We start from the raw sequence: 20,278 nt of genomic DNA, 5'->3' as shown, positions 1-20,278 counted from the left end.
AAAAATAAATAAAGAAAATCAGAATGAAATACATCATTGCATCTATACAACATTACCTTTTATTCACTTACCCAGCTATCACTGTTTTTGTCTTTTACTTTTTACCTTTTACTTCTTTCTCGCAGAAGCGTGATACTATTTATATTTTTGACCAGCAATTTTATTCAGGAGATACTATTCGGCTTGCTGAGGTAAGTGTTTTTGGTAAAGAACATTACTTTGGAGATGCAGAAGCTCAAAAGCGCTATTTGCTTCTCCGCAGTAGGGTGAAACGCGTGTATCCGTATGCCAAAATGGCTGCCGACCGGCTCTATACAATGGAACGTACGATGGATACTATGCAAAATAAACGACAAAAGAAGGTGTACGTAAAACGCACCCAACGCTATATTGAAGACCACTTCACCGACGAACTCAAAAAACTTTCCCGCTCGCAAGGGCGTATTCTCATTAAACTCATTCACCGCCAAACTGGAAAAACGGCTTACGAATTGGTAAAAGACCTGCGCAATGGTTGGAATGCTTATTGGTATAACAAAACCGCGTGGCTGTACGACCTTTCTCTAAAAAAAGGCTATGACCCTATGAATGTAGAAGAGGACTATTGGATAGAGGAAATTATCTTGCGGGCTATCAATAGTGGTGAATTAGAATACCAAACCCCAGCTTTACTATATAACTTCTCAGACCTTGTAGAACAACGACAGAAAAGACTTCAAAAGCAATTAGCAAATTAGCAGATTTGCAAATTAGCAAATTATTTGTACCTTTGCCGAAAATAAAATAGTACTAATGGAGTTATACTACGCTTTTTCAGTAATTATCGTCTTAGCAGCCTTGTTTTCGTACGTGAATGTTCGCTACATAAAACTGCCTATGACCATAGGTATTATGGTGATTGCTATGATGGTATCGGTAGGCGTACGTCTTTTCGGAGGAGAAATATTTACAGGGCTTGCACACCGTCTTGAATCGCTTTTAGAAGGCTTTGACTTCACCGAAATACTGATGGGAGCAATGTTGAACTTCCTTCTCTTTGCAGGAGCTCTCCACATTAATATCAACGACCTTAAAAACTACAAAATCTCCATTTTTACTTATGCAACTATCAGTGTAGTACTTTCGGCTTTCTTTATATCAGTCTTGCTGTACTACATTGCTCCTTTGGTAGATATCCATATTCCTTACATTTATTGTCTGCTTTTTGGTACGCTTATTTCCCCAACTGACCCTATTGTGGTGTTGGGAGTACTCAAACAAGTGAAAGTACCTAAACGTATTGAAACTAAGATTACGGGTGAATCGCTTTTTAACGATGGGGTAGCGGTAGTAATGTTTGCCGTAGTGCTGAAATTGGCTACTAATAGCACTTTTGAGCCTTCGTTCTTTGCTATTACTAAGCTCTTTCTCTTGGAAGCAGGAGGAGGCATTTTCCTCGGAGTGCTCTTGGGATGGATAGCTTCTCAAATGATGAAAAAAGCCGATGACTATCACGTGAGTGTGCTTGTCACTTTGGCAGTGGTAATGGGTGGTTTTCTTATCACCAAAGCTTCTCACGTTTCTTCGCCTCTGGCAATGGTAATTGCAGGACTTTTTGTAGGAAATGTAGGCAAGAAAGCCAGCAGTGCAGAGAATAAAGATTACCTTGAAAAGTTTTGGGCAATCATAGACGAGATTATGAATGCTATCTTGTTCCTATTCATAGGATTTGAGATGCTACTGATAGACAATCTAACAGAGCAGTTCCTTTTAGGTGGGGTAGCTATTCTCGTATGCCTCTTGGGGCGTGCACTGGCAATCTATATTCCTGCCAAAACGATATTACGCAAGGTAGCTACCTATTCGCGTGGCTCGCTCATCACAATGGTGTGGGGGGGTATTCGCGGGGGAGTATCCATCGCCTTGGTACTCTCTATCCCTGCTGATAAAGGAGGATTTAAAGAAACACTGTTGCAAATTACTTATATTGTAGTATTGTTTTCCATTTTAGTACAAGGTCTTACCGTAGGCAAAGTGGCTACCAGAGCCTTGTATCGCGATGAGGTGATGACACGCTTGAAAAGAATGAAACAACTGCAAAGAGGGAAACAATCATAAGACTTTAAAGAAGAATGAGAAAGCAAAAAGATAAAGGATTGGTAAGTGCCAAAGAAGTAGCCAAAGCGATTAATATTGATAAACTTGGCTTCTTGGGTACTTTTGGAGGATGGGCACTGATGAAGTTGCTCCGTATCTCCAAGCTCAATGCTATTTACAACCGAAATAAACACTTTGAAGGGTTAGACTTCCTCAACAAACTGTTAGATGAGTTTGAAATAAAGTTCGAAATACCCGAAGAGGATTTTAAGAATATCCCCAAAGAAGGGGCTTTTATCACCATTTCTAACCACCCACTGGGGGGAATTGATGGCATTCTGCTTCTCAAACTACTCTTAGAAAAACGTCCTGATTTCAAGATTATGGCGAATTTTCTCTTGCAACGTATTGAGCCTTTAGCGCCTTATGTATTGCCGGTAAACCCCTTTGAAGACCGCAAAGATGCGAAATCTAGCGTGGTGGGTTTTAAGCATACCATTGCACACCTCAAAGAGGGTAAACCCTTAGGTCTTTTCCCTGCGGGGGAGGTATCGGTAACCAAAGAGGGGCAACTGATGGTGGATAAGCCTTGGGAAGAGGCAGCTATGAAACTTGCTAAGAAAGTGAAAGTGCCTATTGTGCCTATCTATTTTCACGCCAAAAACAGTAAGTTGTTTTACTTCTTGGCGAGTATCAGTGATACGTTGCGCACGGCTAAATTGCCCTCAGAATTGCTTACACAGAAAGAACGCACTATTTATATACGCATAGGTAAGCCTATTTCGGTAGCTATGCAAGATGAGCATACCGATTTGGAAGATTTTACCGAATTTTTACGTAAGAAAACATATATATTAGCCAATGCTTTAGAGCAAGATAAGAAGTTTTTACCACTCACTAACGTGTTGAAATCAAGCAAGAGCGGTAGCAATCCTCAACAGATAGAAGCGCCTATCAAACAAGACCTCATAGAGAAGGAAGTTGATAACATCACTAAAAAAGATTACCGACTGCTCAAAAACAACAACTACGAGGTATTCTTAGCACCTTATCAAGAGATTCCTAATATAATGAAGGAAATAGGACGCTTACGTGAAATTACCTTCCGCGAAGTAGGGGAGGGGACTAACGCCTCGTCTGACTTAGATAAGTTTGACCTCTATTATCATCATCTTTTCCTTTGGGATAACGAAGCTAAGAAGATAGTAGGAGCTTACCGTATGGGCTTAGGGGCTGAAATATTTCCTAAATATGGCATCGAAGGCTTTTATACCCACGATTTGTTTCGTTTTGAGCCCGAATTATACGATATGATGAGTAAAACCATCGAGATGGGGCGTGCCTTTATCATTTCAGAATATCAGCAGAAACCTATGCCACTGTTTTTGCTGTGGAAAGGGATTGCTCACACCACTTTGCGTTATCCGGAACACTCATATTTGTTGGGAAGTGTGAGTATTAGTAACCAGTTCTCTGACTTTTCTAAATCGCTGATGATAGAGTTTATGAAGTCGAACTTCTATGACCCTTATATTGCACAGTATGTACGTCCTAAAAAAGAGTTCAAAGTAAAACTCAAAGACGAGGATAAAGATTTTATTTTCGACGAAACCAAAGCCGACCTCAATAAGTTCGACAAACTCATCGACGAACTCGAACCAGGAAACTTGCGTTTGCCGGTGCTCATTAAAAAGTACATCAAGCAAAACGCCAAAGTCATTGCCTTCAATGTCGACCCACTTTTCAACAACTCTGTAGATGGATTGATGTACATTCGTATCTCCGACCTCCCTGAAAGCACTATGAAACCCGTGATAGAAGAGTTTCAAGCCGAACTTGAAGCTCGAATGAAGAATAATGAATATGAATAAATATTAGAAACCAATGAAAAAGATATTATTTTTAGTAGCATTACTACCACTGACTCTTGTTGCACAAACTGTGATTGTGCCTAACCGTTATACTTTCCAAAAGGAAGATAATCAGTACCAGCTGAATGCACTTACGAAGTTTTTACTAGAAAAACAAGGTTTTAAAGCATATATGGAGAGCGAAGCCCCCGCTGAACTGCTCCAAAACCCCTGCGATGCTTTGAGAGCCGACGTGAAAAACCAATCGAATATGATGACCTCTAAGGTGCAATTTATCCTCACTGATTGTGCTAATAAAACCGTTTTCACTTCCGAGATAGGTAAAAGTCGTGAAAAGGAGTTTAAGAAGTCGTATCAAGAAGCCTTACGCAATGCCTTTGAAGGGAATGCTTTAGCAACTTTTAAGTCGGAATACAAAGCACCTGTTACTACTCAAACGGCAATGGCAACGCTTACTCCTGCACAACCTACTACTATAACAAAAAGCAATACTCAAATAATAGAAGAAGACCCCTATATAGAATTTTTATATGCTAAAAAAGTAGATTTCTCATACGAATTGTATGATAAGAAGACTAATGAATTGCGTTATAAAATCAAACCGACTCTTACCCCGAATACATTCGTAGCTTATGATTTAAAAAATAATGAATTTGGAGTGCTTGAAAAGGACGGCTCCACATTCTATAAATTTACTTTGTTTAAAAAAATAGATGATAGAGGTCATACATTTTTAGCAAATATCCAATTCATACCTTAACCCCTTGTACAGCAAAGCTGAAGCAAAAAAACTACGCGAAGACTTCTGGATTTCCTTTGGCAAATCCTTCCCTCGGAAATGGACGCTTTACAATACCAAGATAAAGGATTTCAGCTTTAAGTTTTCATTCGACACCCGTAAAGCACGGGTGCTCCTCGCTGTGGAAGACCCTGACGAGACAACACGTAGTTTGTACTACAACAAATTGCTGTCGCTGAAAACCCTTTTGCAAGAAGAATATCTCCCTGACCTTGTTTTCGAAGAGCACTTTCTCTTAGACAACGGTAAAGAAATCAGCTGTGTGTATGTAGAACTGCCAAACGTAACTATTCACAACAAAGCTACTTGGCAATCAGCGATGGAGTTCCTCTATCAATCGATGTTACAGTTTGAAGCCTTTTGGGCAGAGTACAAAGACATAATACAAGAAGAAAAATAAGCACTACTTACCTCTGTATTATCTTTTTAAACTTTAAGAAAAGATTAACATCGAACCTCATTCTCACGCAACTTTTTTGTCTTACCTTTGTATAGAAATAAGGTAACACCCTCAAAGAGGAAGTGTTTTTTACTATAAAAGCACTTCCTTTTCTGTATTTTAATATTTAATAAATTGGTAATTATGAAAGAAAACATCAAAGATAAAGTCGTGATTATTACAGGAGCCAGTAGCGGGTTTGAAGGTGGCGGCAGGTCGAGGACGTAGCTATCAATGAGATTACTTTGCGTCCTACTAAACAAGAATTTTAATTCAAGTATAACATCTAACTTATGATAAAAAACTTTATTAACAGACCCGTACTATCAACGGTTGTCTCTATCTTAATAGTGATTTTAGGGATATTGGGGATTATCTCTTTGCCTATCTCTCAATATCCTGATATCGCCCCTGTAACGGTACAGGTATCGGCTAACTATGCAGGTGCCAACGCCGAAACAGTGCTTAAAGCGGTGGTGATTCCGCTGGAAGAACAAATCAATGGGGTGGAAAATATGGATTATATTACCTCATCGGCTTCTAATAGTGGTTCAGCAAATATTACTGTGTATTTTAAACAGGGTACCAATGGGGATATCGCGGCGGTAAACGTGCAAAATGCGGTGTCGCGTGCCAACTCTATTTTGCCATCTGAGGTAACCCAATCGGGGGTAACGGTACGCAAACAGAGTTCTGGTAACCTGATGTTTCTCACCTTCTTCTCTGAGAATAAAGAGTTAGACGATGTATTTCTACAAAATTACTTAAGCATCAATGTGATTCCTGCAATTAAACGTATCAGTGGGGTAGGGGATGCCAGTGCTTTTGGGGGTAAAACCTATTCTATGCGCATTTGGTTAGATCCGCAAAAACTCCAAGCCTATGGGCTTAATCCTACCGAGGTAACTGCTGCAATTTCAGTTCAGAGTAGAGAAGCGGCTGCGGGTACTTTGGGGCAAAACAGCGGAAGTAGCTATGAATATGTGATTAAGTACAAGGGAAAATACACCCAAGTATCGGAATATGAAAATATAGTGCTCAAAGCGTTAGATGGAGGGCGTATTCTTCGTCTTAAAGATGTAGCTAAGGTAGAACTCGACGCGCTCGGATATACAGGATTTTCTGAAAGCAAAGGTCGTCCTGCTGTGGCAATGGGTATCTCGCAAACACCAGGCTCTAACGCTCACGAGATTATCCAAAATATTGAAAAACTCTTAGACGAGTTGAAGCCTTCTTTGCCCGAAGGGATTACTTATACTATCAACTACAACGCCAACACTTTCTTAGATGCTGCCATTTCTAAGGTGGTGTCTACCCTTTTAGAGGCTTTCTTGTTGGTGTTCTTGGTAGTGTATATCTTCTTGCAAGACTTCCGTTCTACACTCATCCCTGCTATTGCGGTACCAGTGTCTATCGTGGGTACTTTCTTCTTCTTGAATCTCTTTGGCTATTCTGTCAATATGCTTACCCTCTTTGCCTTGGTATTAGCTATTGGTATAGTGGTGGACGATGCGATAGTCGTCGTCGAGGCGGTGCACGCCAAAATGGAGCAAACTCACGAGAAAGCTAAACCCGCTACAATTTCAGCTATGAACGAGATTACAGGGGCGATTATCTCTATCACCCTTGTGATGGCAGCAGTATTCGTTCCGGTAACCTTTATGGGAGGTACTACAGGTGTGTTCTACAAACAGTTTGGGGTAACTCTGATTGTAGCCATCGTGATTTCAGCTATCAATGCGCTTACCCTCAGTCCCGTGCTTTGCTCGCTCTTTCTTAAACCTCACGGCAATAAAGAATATGAAGAAAAGTCGTGGTTTGGCAAGTTCTTCCACAAATTTAATATAGCTTTCAATGCCGCTACACGTAAATATGGTCAAACCTTTACCTTCTTCCTTCGTCATAAATGGGTAACCTTATTGCTCTTACTTATGGCTGGAGGTGGTATCTATTTTGCCAATAAAAGTATGAAATCGGGGTTTGTGCCCAGTGAAGACCAAGGGTTTGTGATGATGGATGTATCGATGATTCCTGGGGCTTCTATGGAACGCGTTGCCAATATTATGCGTGAGGTAAACGAAAGTCTTTCCAATATACCAGGGGTTGAAAATGTTACCTTTGTTACTGGTCGCGGTATGATTTCAGGCGAAGGTAGTAATAATGGTATGGGTTTCTTCAAGCTGAAACCTTTTGAGGAGCGTTCTAAACTCCCCGGTCAAGACATTAAATCAATTATCAACAATGCTTTTCGTGCAGTAGCCAATATTAAAGATGCCAATGTGATTTTCTTCCAACCTCCTTCCGTGCCTGGTTTTGGTGTAGGAGGTGGGGTGTCGTTTGTTCTCTTGGACAAATCCGGAAGTGATATCAGTGAGGTGAACAAGAATGCACAAGAGTTCTTGGGTGCCCTGATGCAACGTCCCGAGATACAGTTTGCCCAAACCTCTTTCAATGTGAACTATCCACAATACCAAATGGATATTAATGTAGAACGCGCTATGCAGTCAGGTATTACAGTGAGTACTATTCTATCGACCTTACAGAATTATATAGGAGGCTTCTACGCAACCGACTTTACCCTTTATGGAAAGCAATACCGTGTAATGGTACAATCGTTGCCCGAAGCGCGTAAAGACCTCAATAGCCTCAATAGCTTATTCGTGAAAACAGGTAGTGGAACAATGGCTCCTATTACCGAGTTTGTAACTCTTACACGTACTTTCGGTCCGCAATCGCTCAGTCGTTATAACCTCTTTACCTCGGTGTCTATTTCGGCTCAGAACAACCCTCCTTATAGTACAGGTGATGCCCTTACTGCGGTGCAAGAGGTGGCTGCCCAAACCCTCAATAATAATTATGGAATCGACTATACGGGCTTAACGCGTGAAGAGCAGAATGCCGGTTCACAAACCATTCTCATCTTCTTGCTCAGTTTGGTGTTTACCTATTTTATTCTCTCGGCACAGTACGAGAGTTACCTATTGCCTCTATCAGTGCTCTTCTCATTGCCTTTTGGTATCTTTGGAGCGTATTTAGGACAATGGTTTTTTGGGTTGGAGAATAATATCTATTTCCAAATCTCTCTCATTATGCTGATGGGACTCTTAGCTAAAAACGCGATTTTGATTGTAGAATTTGCTGTGCAACGCCGTCGTATGGGAGAAAGCCTCTCTAAAGCAGCTATCAATGCCGCAATGGCGCGTTTGCGTCCGATTTTGATGACTTCCTTTGCCTTCATCGTTGGTCTGATGCCATTAGTATTTGCTTCAGGCGTAGGAGCAGCAGGAAACCGTTCAGTAGCTACGGGAGCTGCTATTGGTCAGCTTATTGGTACTTTTTTCGGACTTGTTGTGATTCCGGTATTCTTTGTATTCTTCCAAGCGATACAAGAGAGTATAAGTGGTCATAAAGAAAAAGAAGAGATATTTGTAGAGCCTACTGGCGAATATTAAAAGCCTGTTGTGCTATCACAAAAAAAGGCTGTCTGCTTTTTAGCAGACAGCCTTTTTATTTTTTATTACTAGACATTATTTTTGGGTCGTTTTTGCGTCCAATACTTTGCCAAAGTTTTAAACTTTGGTAAAATTGATATTCCTTTTGTGTCGCAATCCGTACAAGTCTCATTTCTTTAGCTACTAAATCCGCCCTACAGACCTCGTAGATTTGTGAAATCTGTACAATCTATGGGATTTTTTTAATTATTTGATGTTTTATTATACCGAGCTCACCGTAAAAAGAAAGTAGTAACATTGCTTTTTATATGTTAAAAACGCTATTTTAACACTTTTTCTTCAATAAAGTTATAAGGGCTTTTTACCTATTGATATCCAATATTCTAACACCTTTCCTTCGTCTTAGATTCGTCTTAGGTTCGCCTTAGCTTCGCTCTACCTTCGGTTAAACTTCAATTAAAAGATAACAAAGCTCTTTCTAATATTTTACTGATAAATAATGTTTTAACGTTTTTCATACTAAAAAAGACTGTCGAGTATTCTACTTTCTAAACTTTAAAAAAATTGCGGGGTTTTAAAAGAGATTAACATTTTTTCAGCATTGACCTTGCCTCTTTTAATTTGAGTCAAACTCACGTAATAGAAAATAAAAAAGGCTATCCTAATTAGGATAGCCTTTTTCCTTAATTTTTATTTGTAAGTTCTTATTTTGTAGGGTATTTGATTACTCTACGATATTAGCGATACTTACACGGTTCCAATCTGGTTCACTGAACATATCACCGATACCATTACCTTCAGCTTGGATTCTATCAGCTGAGATTTTGTAACGTTTAACTAAAAGATTTTTAACAGCTTCAGCACGAGCGGTAGCTAATTGTTTGTTCTTTTCTAAGTTTCCTTCTGGTGAAGCATAACCTTTGATACTAACTTTAGCATTCCTATATTTGTTAAGGTAAGAAGCGATACGTTCTACGTTAGGCAATTGAGATGCATCGATAGTACTTTTAGCTACACGGAAAGTAACTACTGATTCCAAAGTTTTCTTGTTTTTAGTAACTACTTTTTCTACTACTTCTGGTTTCTTGTTGCGAGCTGCTTCTAAGTCATCTTGCAATTTATTAACTTGTCTTTGGCAGTCAGACAATTCTTTATTTTTGCTGTTCAACTCATCACGAAGTCTACCCAATTCTGCGCTATTGTCAGGATTTTGAGTAGCTGTAGTGAAGTGGTGAGCACCATTGCTTCCTTTGAAACGGTAAACCACACCAACAGTAGCTTGAATGAAAGAGTTCAAGCTGTTTAAGCTGTTTACTGAACTTTTCTCAGTAGGTGTATCTACTGCATAAACAATAGCAGGACTTAATTTAACTCCCCACGCTTTGCTTTCGCCTAAATTGAACAATAAGTTAGAACCAAACTGAGCAGACATACTGTTGCTTCTGTAGTTTTCTCTATAGTTAGGAGCGATGTCTTGTACATATCTGTGGAACCAACCAATTCCTGCAAAACCTTCTACTTCGAAGAAACGAGGAGTTCCTTTGTAACCAGCAATAAGGTTGCTCAAGTTTACAGTACCTACCAAGCTTACATTGGTATTGTCTATAAAGTTACCTGCATCTACATCATTGTCAAGGTCTACTGGACGAACATACGCCATACCTTCAACGCCTAAACGGAAAGCAGGAGAGATTTGTTTACCAATCTCAGCTCCAAAAGTGGCACGGGTGTTTTTAAAGAAAGCTTCACGCTGAGTATAAGAGAAACCTCCAGCTTTAACACCTACTTGCCAATTGTCAAAAAATTTGCTCTTACTTAGCATATCTTGTGCGTTAGCACTTGTTATCACTGCAACGACAGCTGCAATACTTAATAAGGTTTTTTTCATATAAAAAAATGTTTATTACTTGTGTTTTAAAATTCGGGGCAAATATACGACTTTTTTTTATTTGTACAATCATTTTTAGTAATAAAATATATGCTTTTCGCATTTTCACCCTGTTTTTTAACGTTTTATTTACAAATCATTTACATTTCTTTCACATTTCAAAGAGTTAATATAGTTTTTGGGTGTAAAAAATCAGGGAGAGTTTCATTGTAAACTCTCCCTGATTTTCGTGTTAATAAAATATGATAATAATGCTATGAATTTACGATTACATCATTCCTGGCATTCCACCACCCATTGGAGGCATTGCAGCTGCTTTATCGTCTTTGATGTCTACCAAAGCACATTCGGTAGTGAGAATCATACCAGCTACTGAGGCAGCATTTTCAAGGGCTACACGGGTTACCTTTTTAGGGTCGATGATACCTGCTTTAAACATATCGGTATAAGTACCTGTTTTGGCATTGTATCCGTAAGCATCTCTTGAAGCCTCGAGTACACGAGCTACGATTACAGAACCTTCAACACCTGCGTTTTCTACGATAGTGCGCAAAGGAGCTTCCAATGCTTTGAGGATAATTTTAATACCTGTTTCTTCGTCGGCATTGAGAGGTTTTAGTTTTCCTAAAACATTTTTAGCACGAATAAGCGCTATACCACCTCCTGCTACGATACCTTCTTCAACAGCTGCACGAGTAGCGTGAAGGGCATCATCTACACGGTCTTTTTTCTCTTTCATTTCCACTTCCGAAGCAGCACCTATGTAAAGCACTGCTACCCCACCAGAGAGTTTAGCTAAACGCTCTTGTAGTTTTTCACGGTCATAATCAGAAGAGGTGTTTTCGATTTGTGCTTTGATTTGTGCTACACGCGCTTTGATATTATCAGATTTTCCAGCACCATTTACAATAGTGGTGTTATCTTTGTCGATACTTACTCTTTCGGCAGTACCAAGCATATCGATAGTAGCGTTTTCAAGGGTAAAGCCTCTTTCTTCGGCAATTACAGTACCACCAGTAAGGATAGCGATATCTTCGAGCATTGCTTTACGACGGTCACCAAAACCAGGAGCTTTTACAGCAGCGATGCGAAGGGTACCGCGCAATTTGTTTACTACTAAGGTAGCTAATGCTTCACCATCGATATCTTCAGCGATAATCAAAAGAGGTTTGCCAGATTGAGCTACAGGCTCTAATACAGGAAGCAAGTCCTTCATAGTAGAGATTTTCTTGTCGTACAACAAGATATAAGGGTGGTCGAGTTCTGCAACCATCTTTTCAGAATCGGTTACGAAGTAAGGAGAAAGGTAACCGCGGTCGAACTGCATACCTTCTACTACATCTACGTAAGTATCTGTACCTTTTGCTTCTTCTACGGTGATAACCCCTTCTTTACCTACTTTCTCGAATGCTTGAGCGATAAGTTCGCCAATAGTATCGTCGTTGTTAGCAGAGATAGAGGCTACTTGTTTGATTTTTTCAGAAGAAGAGCCTACTTCTTTAGCTTGTTTAGCCAAGTGTTCTACGATTTTTGCTACGGCTTTATCAATACCACGTTTTAAATCCATTGGGTTAGCACCAGAAGCTACGTTTTTAAGACCTTCTTTTACGATAGCTTGTGCTAATACAGTAGCGGTAGTGGTACCATCGCCTGCGAGGTCATTGGTTTTAGAAGCTACTTCTTTCACCATTTGAGCGCCCATATTTTCGAGAGCGTCTTCTAGTTCTATTTCCTTAGCAACGGTTACCCCGTCTTTGGTTACTTGTGGTGAACCAAATGATTTGCTAATAATTACATTACGACCACGAGGGCCTAATGTTACTTTTACTGCATTTGCTAATGCATCAACGCCACGTTTTAAACCTTCGCGGGCGTCTATATCAAATTTAATATCTTTTGCCATTTCTTTAGTTTTTAGTTTTTATGTTTAGATAACTGCTAATACGTCGTTTTCACGCATAATAAGGTAGTCTTTACCTTCTAATTTTAGTTCAGTACCGGCATATTTGCCATAGAGTACTGTATCGCCTACTTTTAGGGTTACAGGGTTATCTTTAGTACCTGCTCCAACGGCTACAACCGTACCTTTTTGAGGTTTTTCTTTTGCAGTATCAGGGATGATAATACCTGATGCGGTAGTAGTTTCGGCCACTGCGGGCTCAATCACTACTCTATCAGCTAAAGGTTTAATATTCAATTTTGCCATTATTTGTTTAGTTTTTAGTTATTTGTTTGCTTAGAAAAAAGGAATTAGGTGTTAGGAAATTACATCCCCCGCGCCCCCTTCGAAAAGGGGGATGTGGGGATGTTATCTAACCTTTTCATTCAAGTATTTTAATTCCTTTTATAAAAAATCGAAGAGGATATTTCAGAAAGTATGCCAATCTGTAAAAACTGACTTTTTGTCAGTTTAGTTACCTGTATTAGAAGATGTGGCAGGAGTAGCAGGCATTTGGGTAGCATTGTTGGCAGGTGCTTGTTGGTTAAGAGGGTTTTCTATAGGGGCAGCAGGTGTATTGCCATCGAGCAGTTTAGAATCGGCATTTACACCGGTATTGCTTTGTAGTAAGGTGTTGGCGATAAGAATAAGCACTCCTAAAGCAGTAGCAAACGTCCAAGTACTGCGTTCGAGGAAGTCGCCTGTTTTTTTCACACCACCTACTACTTGTGTATTGCCACCGAAAGTAGAAGAGAGTCCGCCTCCTTTAGGATTTTGTACCATAATTACTAAAGCGAGTAGCAAACATACTACCACGATAAGCACTAAAAAGATGTTGAATGTAGTCATTTCTCTATAAATTAAAATAAATTATTTTGTTGTAGTTTTTTGATATTTTCTATTTGGGCTGCAAAGTAAGCACTTTTTTCTGGATTTTTCAAAATTAATATTTCATACGCTTGTATAGCTTGCTTAAATTTGCGCTGATTTACATATACTTGTGCCAATGTTTCGGTCATTAATTGTTTAGGGTCTGAGTTTACATCATCGGCTAAATTTACGTTGGATACATAGTCTTTGGAGGCTTCAATCTTAGGATTGTTTTCCAAAAACTTATCAATGAGTTTGAACTTTTCGGCTACCTTGTCGTCTTTATAAGATACTTCGGTATGGTCATCGGAGATGTTTTCTAACCATTGAGAGATATTGTCGGTATCAGTTTTAGGTTTTTCTTCTTTTTTAGGTTCAAAAGCATCGGCTAACTCTTGGTGATTTACCAAATCTTCGGGGAAAATAGGTTCTTCAAAAATAGATTCGGGTACATTAGGGCGATACAAGCGCGGTTCGTGGTCGATGTAACTTACCTTAGGAGGTGTATTCTCAGTTTCTTCGGCTTCTTTGCGTTCTCTCGCTTTGCGAATACGTTCAAAATCACGGCGCAGGGCTGAGAAATCAGGGATAATACTTTTAGAATTAATAAAGTCAAACAATACTGAGCGGTCAGTTACGTGTACCGCAGCGAGTTTTAAGGCTTTGTTGTACTTGTAGTTTCCTTCAGAATGCAATATTTTGAGTTGTAACACCCTTGCCGCTTGGAAATAAGGATATTCCTTCACTATCTCGTCGAGTTCATATACTTGATCATCGTTAATAGTGTAGGGATGCCTAATAATCTCTATGAATTGTTTTACTGTCAATCTTACCTTTATCTTTACCTGATTGCTACCAATCTGCCAATGAGGCGTTGAAAATATCTTGGGTGATACGCTCGAATATCTGTGGGATAGCTTCGCCTTTTACCGAGTTGAATTGTGTAGCAGCAGGATAATCATAGTAAAAAGAAAAGCGTTTTTCAAAGTCTTTTTTATCTTCTTTATGATTAGTAAAGCGCACATTTACGCCTATGGTTACACGGTTTTGGGCAGCGGTTTGTCCTGCAGTAGCCGTCATAGGGGTAATGTTAAACTCTACGATTTCGCCTTCGTACACAAGGTCGCCATTGCGGTCGGTAAGGCTGAGGTTGGTTTGGTTGTTAATCAAATCTTGTAGGGCGATGGTAAAATCGCGGTCGAGGCCAGGTTCTACCAAGGGAGCATCGTTGCGAAAGAAGTTTACTTGAAAAGTCTTTGCATCGCCTGTACTTCCTCCTGTAAAGTTGTAGATACCGCAACTTATAGCAGTGAAAGCCAAGAGTATATATAAGATGTATTTCATTTTACCAATCAATTAGCGGGCAAAGATACGAAAATAATTACGAATGACAAATTACGGATGACGAAATTGCGGTAAAAAGTGTTACTTTTTGTAAATTCTTTGTTTGAGTTCTTCGAGTGTTACAAAAAAATGTCCATACCCTTTTGCAGTAAGTCCTTTTCTGAGTTGCTTATCACCCGACCATATTTTGTGTTTATATTGCAAATGAAAGGCTATAAAAGGAGCATCATCAATATCTATATCAGCTACTATCTCCTGAGCTTTTTTGTCATTCTCTTTTGAAATATTTTTCATTGAAAGGATTTTTACCCCTTCTAAAAGATTAGCCAACTCCTTTTTAACCTCTTTCTTTGTTTTATTCAAAAACTTTGAGAGTCGAGGCAAGTGTTCTTCTACTTCATCTAATAAATATTCCGGCACCAAGAATTGTATCTTTTTCTTTTCGTTAAGAACTTTTGCTACGACTCCATCAGGAGAAATAAGTGCGCTAAAAAATATATTGCTATCAGTTATTACTATCATTTTTCAGCATATTTTTTCTTCATAGTCTTGAAATATCGTTTGGCAAAACCTTTTTTTACATCTTGTGATAGTTCCATTATAAAATCGCGATGTGCAATAGGAATACCGTCTTCATCTTCTTCTAATATTTCCATAGAGGAAGCTGATGTTTCTTTCTTGCTCTTAGGCACTTCTACTTTTACAAATGGCAAAGACTTTACATATTCTAAAAAAGCTAAAGCCATTTCACTGCTATTGTCTACTTTGAGAATGGTTGTATTCATAGTTTTTACTGTTAAATTTACAAGCGTTTGAGGGCTTGCTTGATAATTTCTTCTACTGAAAGCTCTTCGCTGCTTGATTTGATAATGATATCGACTACTTTTTCGGCTTGTTTGCGCATAAAGCCCAATACTTCTAAGGCGGCAAGCGCTTCTTCTTTATGGGTACTTACAGCGTTCATTGGCACCTCTTCAAAGTCTTGAAGCTTGAGCATCTTGTCTTTGAGGTCGAGTACTACGCGTTGGGCTGTTTTAGCACCTATACCTTTTACTGCTTGAATGGTAGCTACATCGCCATTGATAATAGCATTGCGCACTTGTGCAGCGGTAAGTGCTGAGAGCATCGTACGGGCAGTGCTAGCACCTACTCCCGATACCGAAAGAAGCAATACAAACACTTCGCGTTCGGCTTTGGTGAGGAAACCATAGAGTGTATGGGCATCTTCTTTTATTTGCAAATAGGTGTATAGCTTAATGGCTTCTCCTTCGGGGAGCGCTGAATAAGTATTCAGACTGATATTTACAAAATAGCCCACCCCGTGGCAGTCGATTACTACGTGAGTAGAGTTCTTTTCTACGAGTTTTCCTTGTAATTGTGTAATCATTAGTTCAAATTGTCGATTGAGTAGTGCAAAAGTACAAATAATTAAAGAATTAGCAAATTAGAAAATGAGAGAATTAGCAAATTAGCAAATGGGGTACTAGTTACAAGCTTGAACTAGAAGAGATTAACTTTGCCAAAGGTGCGAGCCACACAGGCAGTGTGAGCCACACGGGCTGTTAAATTAGCAGATTAGCAAATGTAGAGGGTTGAGGGGTTCGGAAGGAAACGGAGAAGTTCGGAAGAGGGGAGGTAAGTTTTTTACAGAAAAAAGGGTGTAAGAAGGGTGGGGGTAGCTTATAGAGAGCTTATAGGAAGCTTATACGAATCTTGGACGATTGGTATAGGAAGGGTATATAAAAGGTTGATTAATAATATGATACAACAGTGTAAAAAATGTTAAAAACAGGGTTTCGAGGCGAAAGAAAAAGGAATAGGTGCTAGGCCATAGGCCTTAGGCAATAGGGGAGAAGCGACGGTCATTATTGTTGTATAAACATTCTCTTTTCATATACTTCGCTCTCGCGGTGCACATACTCAGCTGTTGCTGGTTATCTTCAAAGGGGAAATTAGTGGCGGGAAGGTTTAATATATTTAACTTTGCCAAAGGTCCTAGAACAACAGACAATTAGCGGAAGACGGATATAAATTGGTAAATTGATAAATTAGCAAATTAGCAAATAGGTAAATTGGGTTATCGGCATATGATGGTAATGGCTCTTTCTTCGCCTTTTTCGTTGATGATACGCAGGGTGTGATTACCTTTGGGGGCAAAGATATTCATTTCGTGAAAGGTTTCGGTGGTGCCGAGAAAAGTATCGTCTAAATACCAAAAAACCTTGCCTTCGCGATTGGCAGCTTTCGCTGTAAAGGGTTGTTGCTCGCCCCCAAAAGTTTTAGTGGTGTAGAGTACACTTTGGTGTTTGGGGTAAACAAAATCTAAGCCTCTTTGCAGATTGCTTTGTGTGCAGTCTTCACGTAAGGGGGGCAACGGCTTGTAGTGAATGTGTTGCTGTTTGTAATACCATTCCATTACGGGAGGTAATACGAACCACGCTTTGTTTACAATATTTTGTGGAGACTCACACGAGGTGTTTACTTGGTACTGCTCATCACGGTCGAGGTGTACGAGCTTATGATAAGGACATTGCCCCACTTCCTTAGGAGCGATGTTGCTGAGTACTGTTTGCTTAGGGCATTCGGGTTTAGCAAGGAAACCAGAATTCGCACAGACGGAAACCTCGCGTAGGTCGTCTAAGGGCTGTGAAAACCACGAAGTAGGAGGGAGAGCGTTGAAGATACTGAACATTACTGGAGCGGCATAGGTAGCCCCTGTGAGGGTGGGACGCCCTTCGCCTGTGGCATTACCTACCCACACAGCCACCACATATTCAGGCGTAGCACCAATTGCCCACGCATCTTTATTGCCAAAGCTGGTACCCGTTTTCCACGCTATCTTGCGCGCCGACTCGTAATAACGCCACGCTACATCATCAGTAGGACGGTTCACTTCCTTCATTGCACTAAACATCTTGTAGAGCGCTCCTGCCCTGAGTGTAGGTAGTTCGCGAGTGTTTTTTCCGAAATCTAAAGGGGCAGTATCGGTATAACGCAAGTGCTGAAATTCCTTAGTACGATAGTGCTGAGTGCGCGCAAAGACTTCCGTTTCCGAAGCCAGATTGGTATATGCCTGTGCCAAATCCCACAGATTGCTCTCGGCACCTCCTAATATGATAGAAAGCCCATAATAGTCGGGGTGGCGGTTGATGTTTTTCAGTTGCAAGTGTTGTAACACATCGTAGAAACGATAGGTAGTAAACTGCTTTAAGAGCCATACAAACGGAATGTTTAGCGATTTGGCTAAAGCCATATCGGCAGAGACAGCACCTTCAAAACTATTGCTAAAATTCTGAGGTGAATAGCCTCCTATTTGAGTAGGAACATCGGGTACTAACTGGGTGGGAAGGAGTTCTCCCTCGTGCAACATCGCTGCATAGAGAAAAGGTTTGAGCACACTGCCCGTACTGCGAGGTGCGTGCACGATATCCACATCTTTTTGATGGTCGGTATCGGTAGGGGTATTGCCTACGTAGGCGAGCACTTTTCGTGTTTTTACCTCTACCACCAAAGCTGCCATATTATAGATTTCAGATTGCGAGTAGTGGGTGTAATACCCTGCTATAAGGCTGTTTACCTTCTCTTGCAAGTTTAACGACACCGTAGAGCTAATGCGCTCACCTTCTTGGGTTTTAGAAGCAAAAATAAGTAGGTGAGGCGCGAGTTGTGGAATAGGGTGAGGTTCAGCAGGAAGAGGTTCTAAAAGTGCCAAATCGTATGTTTCTTTATCGATGATATTTTTAAGGAGGAGTTTGTAAAGCAACGCATTGCGTTTCTGCAAGAGACGTTCTTGGTTTTTACCAGGAAAGATAAGGCTGGGTGCATTAGGGAGGACTGCCAATGTAGCCGATTGTGCCCACGAGAGCTGATGAGGAGCGACACCAAAGTAACGCCAGGCTGCCATATCGAGTCCCACAACGTTGCCACCAAAGGGCGCGTGAGAGGCGTAGAGTTTGAGAATACTCTCCTTAGAATAACGGAATTCCAAACGGGTAGCCCATATCATTTCAATAAGTTTTTCGAAATAAGTGCGCTGTTGGTGCTCACGAGCGATGCGTATCACCTGCTGGGTGAGCGTACTGCCCCCGCGCTGTACTTTACCACTGCTCACATTGCGATAGAGAGCCTTGGCTACTGATATGGGATTTACCCCCCAATGGTAATAAAAATGAGCATCTTCGAACTGCAATACCGACATTTTAAAGCGGTAGGGCACACTGTCTACTTCGGGGAAGCGCCATTGTCCGTCGTTTGCTATCTTAGCCCCAAGTAATTTACCCTCGTTGCTTTCCAACACCGTGGCATAAGGTTGTGGGAAGAGCTGACGAGGCAGGCAGAAAGCATACCACACAAAGCATAGCACTGCTATCGCTGTTTTGATAGGGTGGTGGCGGAGTTTTTGCTTTGTTAAGAAAAGGATATGTAAAATTTTATTTTTCAATTGTTTTTGCGTCACGGATTTTGTAAAAGCCTAAGAGACTTTGATAAAGAGTTTTTAAAGTCTCTCACGGATTACGCGGAAGCCCCCAAACCCTCGAAAGGGGACAATCCACGAAGGGATTTATAATTAGTGTTATATATTGAAATACTATTGATTAACGCTATCATAACACGAATAACCTCTAAAAAATCGGGCAAATGTAACATAAAAAAATGAGATGGAAGTCACAAGGCTGTTGAAAAGTGGCACGTTAATTGCTCTTTGGCACATTAATTTATTGTCTTATTGACAGATTAACACGTTAATATATGAAACATTTAAGTATTGTTATTATCTTTTTTTCGTTATTAGTAAGCCCCATAGTAGGGGCTCAAACTGCTGAATTACCTTTCAAAGGAGGAGAATGGTTGCGTTTTAAAGTAAAATATGGTGTATTTAACGCCAGCATTGCTACAATGGCAGTTAATGAGGAGATGTATAACGGCGAAAAGGTGTTTCACGCAGTGGGTAAAGGTGCCACTACTGGTTTGGCACGTATATTTTTCAAAGTAGATGATACTTATGAGAGTTATTTTGGCATAACAGATGGCAAACCACGACTTTTTATAAGAAATATTTACGAAGGAGGATACACTAAATACCTCAAAATGTATTTTAATCATACCAGCAATAAGGTAAAAATAAATAATGTAGAAAACGGTAATATTACCGAAATAAACTTTCAGCCAGGTTTACAAGATGTAATATCAGCGTTCTACGCACTTCGTCATCACCCTAATATCGAAAATATGAAAGTAGGGGGGCAGATATCTATGGATATGATTTTTGATGATGACGAGGTATACAAGTTCAAACTAAAACTATTAGGTCGCGAAAAAGTAAAGACACATTTTGGTACGGTTAATACCTTAAAGTTCTGTCCGTTAGTACAAGATGGGCGCGTGTTTAAGGAAGAAGAAAGCATCACGATGTGGATTACCGACGACAAGAATAAAGTGCCTGTGAAGCTAAAAGCCTCGTTGCGTGTAGGTTCGTTGGTAGCTGAGCTTGATGGCTTTAATAATCTTAAAAATGACACAAATTTGAAAAAAAAGAAATAATTGTGTAGTTAGTTTATTTTTTTTACGTATATTTGTCGCCTCAAAGCGTAAGTAATCAA

17 protein-coding genes are annotated in these 20,278 nt (G+C 40.0%); 7 read left to right on the top strand and 10 right to left on the bottom strand.

Features of this window, described 5'->3' with window-relative positions:
• Window positions 1-23: 23 nt before the first annotated feature.
• The 6 genes from COCH_RS01635 (at window position 24) to COCH_RS01610 (ending at window position 8,637) form a co-directional block, all read left to right on the top strand.
• Complete coding sequence (locus tag COCH_RS01635; RefSeq protein WP_012797063.1) at window positions 24-737, top strand: DUF4294 domain-containing protein; 714 nt, start codon at window positions 24-26, stop codon at window positions 735-737.
• Window positions 738-792: 55 nt separating this feature from the next.
• Window positions 793-2,097, top strand: coding sequence for a cation:proton antiporter (locus COCH_RS01630; RefSeq protein WP_012797062.1), 1,305 nt, complete (start codon window positions 793-795; stop codon window positions 2,095-2,097).
• 14 nt (window positions 2,098-2,111) lie between these two features.
• The gene (locus tag COCH_RS01625; RefSeq protein WP_009410077.1) at window positions 2,112-3,947 is read left to right on the top strand and encodes a GNAT family N-acyltransferase; all 1,836 of its coding nucleotides are present in this window, start codon (window positions 2,112-2,114) and stop codon (window positions 3,945-3,947) included.
• A 13-nt stretch (window positions 3,948-3,960) separates the two neighbouring features.
• Window positions 3,961-4,707, top strand: coding sequence for a hypothetical protein (locus tag COCH_RS01620; protein WP_012797061.1), 747 nt, complete (start codon window positions 3,961-3,963; stop codon window positions 4,705-4,707).
• A 4-nt stretch (window positions 4,708-4,711) separates the two neighbouring features.
• Window positions 4,712-5,146 carry a DUF4268 domain-containing protein gene (locus COCH_RS01615; protein WP_012797060.1) on the top strand — a complete coding sequence of 145 codons (435 nt, stop codon included), beginning with the start codon at window positions 4,712-4,714 and terminating at the stop codon, window positions 5,144-5,146.
• Window positions 5,147-5,478: 332 nt separating this feature from the next.
• Complete coding sequence (locus COCH_RS01610) at window positions 5,479-8,637, top strand: efflux RND transporter permease subunit (protein WP_012797059.1); 3,159 nt, start codon at window positions 5,479-5,481, stop codon at window positions 8,635-8,637.
• A 724-nt stretch (window positions 8,638-9,361) separates the two neighbouring features.
• Here the strand turns inward: COCH_RS01610 and COCH_RS01605 are convergent.
• From COCH_RS01605 to pbpC, 10 genes are all read right to left on the bottom strand, one after another.
• Entirely contained in the window at window positions 9,362-10,525 is a 1,164-nt protein-coding gene (locus COCH_RS01605) for an OmpA family protein (RefSeq protein WP_012797058.1), read from the bottom strand.
• A 268-nt stretch (window positions 10,526-10,793) separates the two neighbouring features.
• The gene (groL, locus tag COCH_RS01600; RefSeq protein WP_009418123.1) at window positions 10,794-12,428 is read right to left on the bottom strand and encodes a chaperonin GroEL; all 1,635 of its coding nucleotides are present in this window, start codon (window positions 12,426-12,428) and stop codon (window positions 10,794-10,796) included.
• 24 nt (window positions 12,429-12,452) lie between these two features.
• The gene (locus COCH_RS01595; RefSeq protein ID WP_002673428.1) at window positions 12,453-12,731 is read right to left on the bottom strand and encodes a co-chaperone GroES; all 279 of its coding nucleotides are present in this window, start codon (window positions 12,729-12,731) and stop codon (window positions 12,453-12,455) included.
• 204 nt (window positions 12,732-12,935) lie between these two features.
• On the bottom strand, window positions 12,936-13,313 hold the full coding sequence (gene secG, locus COCH_RS01590; RefSeq protein ID WP_012797057.1) for a preprotein translocase subunit SecG: 378 nt from the start codon (window positions 13,311-13,313) through the stop codon (window positions 12,936-12,938).
• Window positions 13,314-13,324: 11 nt separating this feature from the next.
• Complete coding sequence (locus COCH_RS01585) at window positions 13,325-14,161, bottom strand: hypothetical protein (RefSeq protein WP_012797056.1); 837 nt, start codon at window positions 14,159-14,161, stop codon at window positions 13,325-13,327.
• A 25-nt stretch (window positions 14,162-14,186) separates the two neighbouring features.
• Window positions 14,187-14,678 (bottom strand): LptE family protein, encoded by a 492-nt coding sequence (locus COCH_RS01580; RefSeq protein WP_009419020.1) that lies wholly within the window; start codon window positions 14,676-14,678, stop codon window positions 14,187-14,189.
• 81 nt (window positions 14,679-14,759) lie between these two features.
• Window positions 14,760-15,200, bottom strand: a complete 441-nt coding sequence (locus COCH_RS01575; RefSeq protein WP_012797055.1) for a PIN domain nuclease — start codon at window positions 15,198-15,200, stop codon at window positions 14,760-14,762.
• Window positions 15,197-15,463: a hypothetical protein gene (locus COCH_RS01570; protein ID WP_009410085.1), complete on the bottom strand. Its 267-nt coding sequence runs from the start codon at window positions 15,461-15,463 to the stop codon at window positions 15,197-15,199. Before COCH_RS01570 ends, COCH_RS01575 begins: the two co-directional genes overlap by 4 nt.
• Before the next feature lie 17 nt (window positions 15,464-15,480).
• Window positions 15,481-16,065, bottom strand: a complete 585-nt coding sequence (gene ruvA / locus COCH_RS01565) for a Holliday junction branch migration protein RuvA (RefSeq protein WP_012797054.1) — start codon at window positions 16,063-16,065, stop codon at window positions 15,481-15,483.
• Window positions 16,066-16,755: 690 nt separating this feature from the next.
• Window positions 16,756-19,134, bottom strand: a complete 2,379-nt coding sequence (pbpC, locus tag COCH_RS01560) for a penicillin-binding protein 1C (protein ID WP_012797053.1) — start codon at window positions 19,132-19,134, stop codon at window positions 16,756-16,758.
• Window positions 19,135-19,427: 293 nt separating this feature from the next.
• On the opposite strand from pbpC, the gene COCH_RS01555 reads away from it, so the two are divergent.
• A complete protein-coding gene (locus tag COCH_RS01555) occupies window positions 19,428-20,219 on the top strand; it encodes a DUF3108 domain-containing protein (protein ID WP_002673370.1) in 792 nt (263 codons plus the stop codon).
• Window positions 20,220-20,278 lie beyond the last annotated feature (59 nt).

Source organism: Capnocytophaga ochracea DSM 7271 (assembly GCF_000023285.1).
Classification (GTDB): Bacteria; Bacteroidota; Bacteroidia; order Flavobacteriales; family Flavobacteriaceae; genus Capnocytophaga; species Capnocytophaga ochracea.
This window is presented reverse-complemented; position numbering and strand designations above follow the sequence as displayed.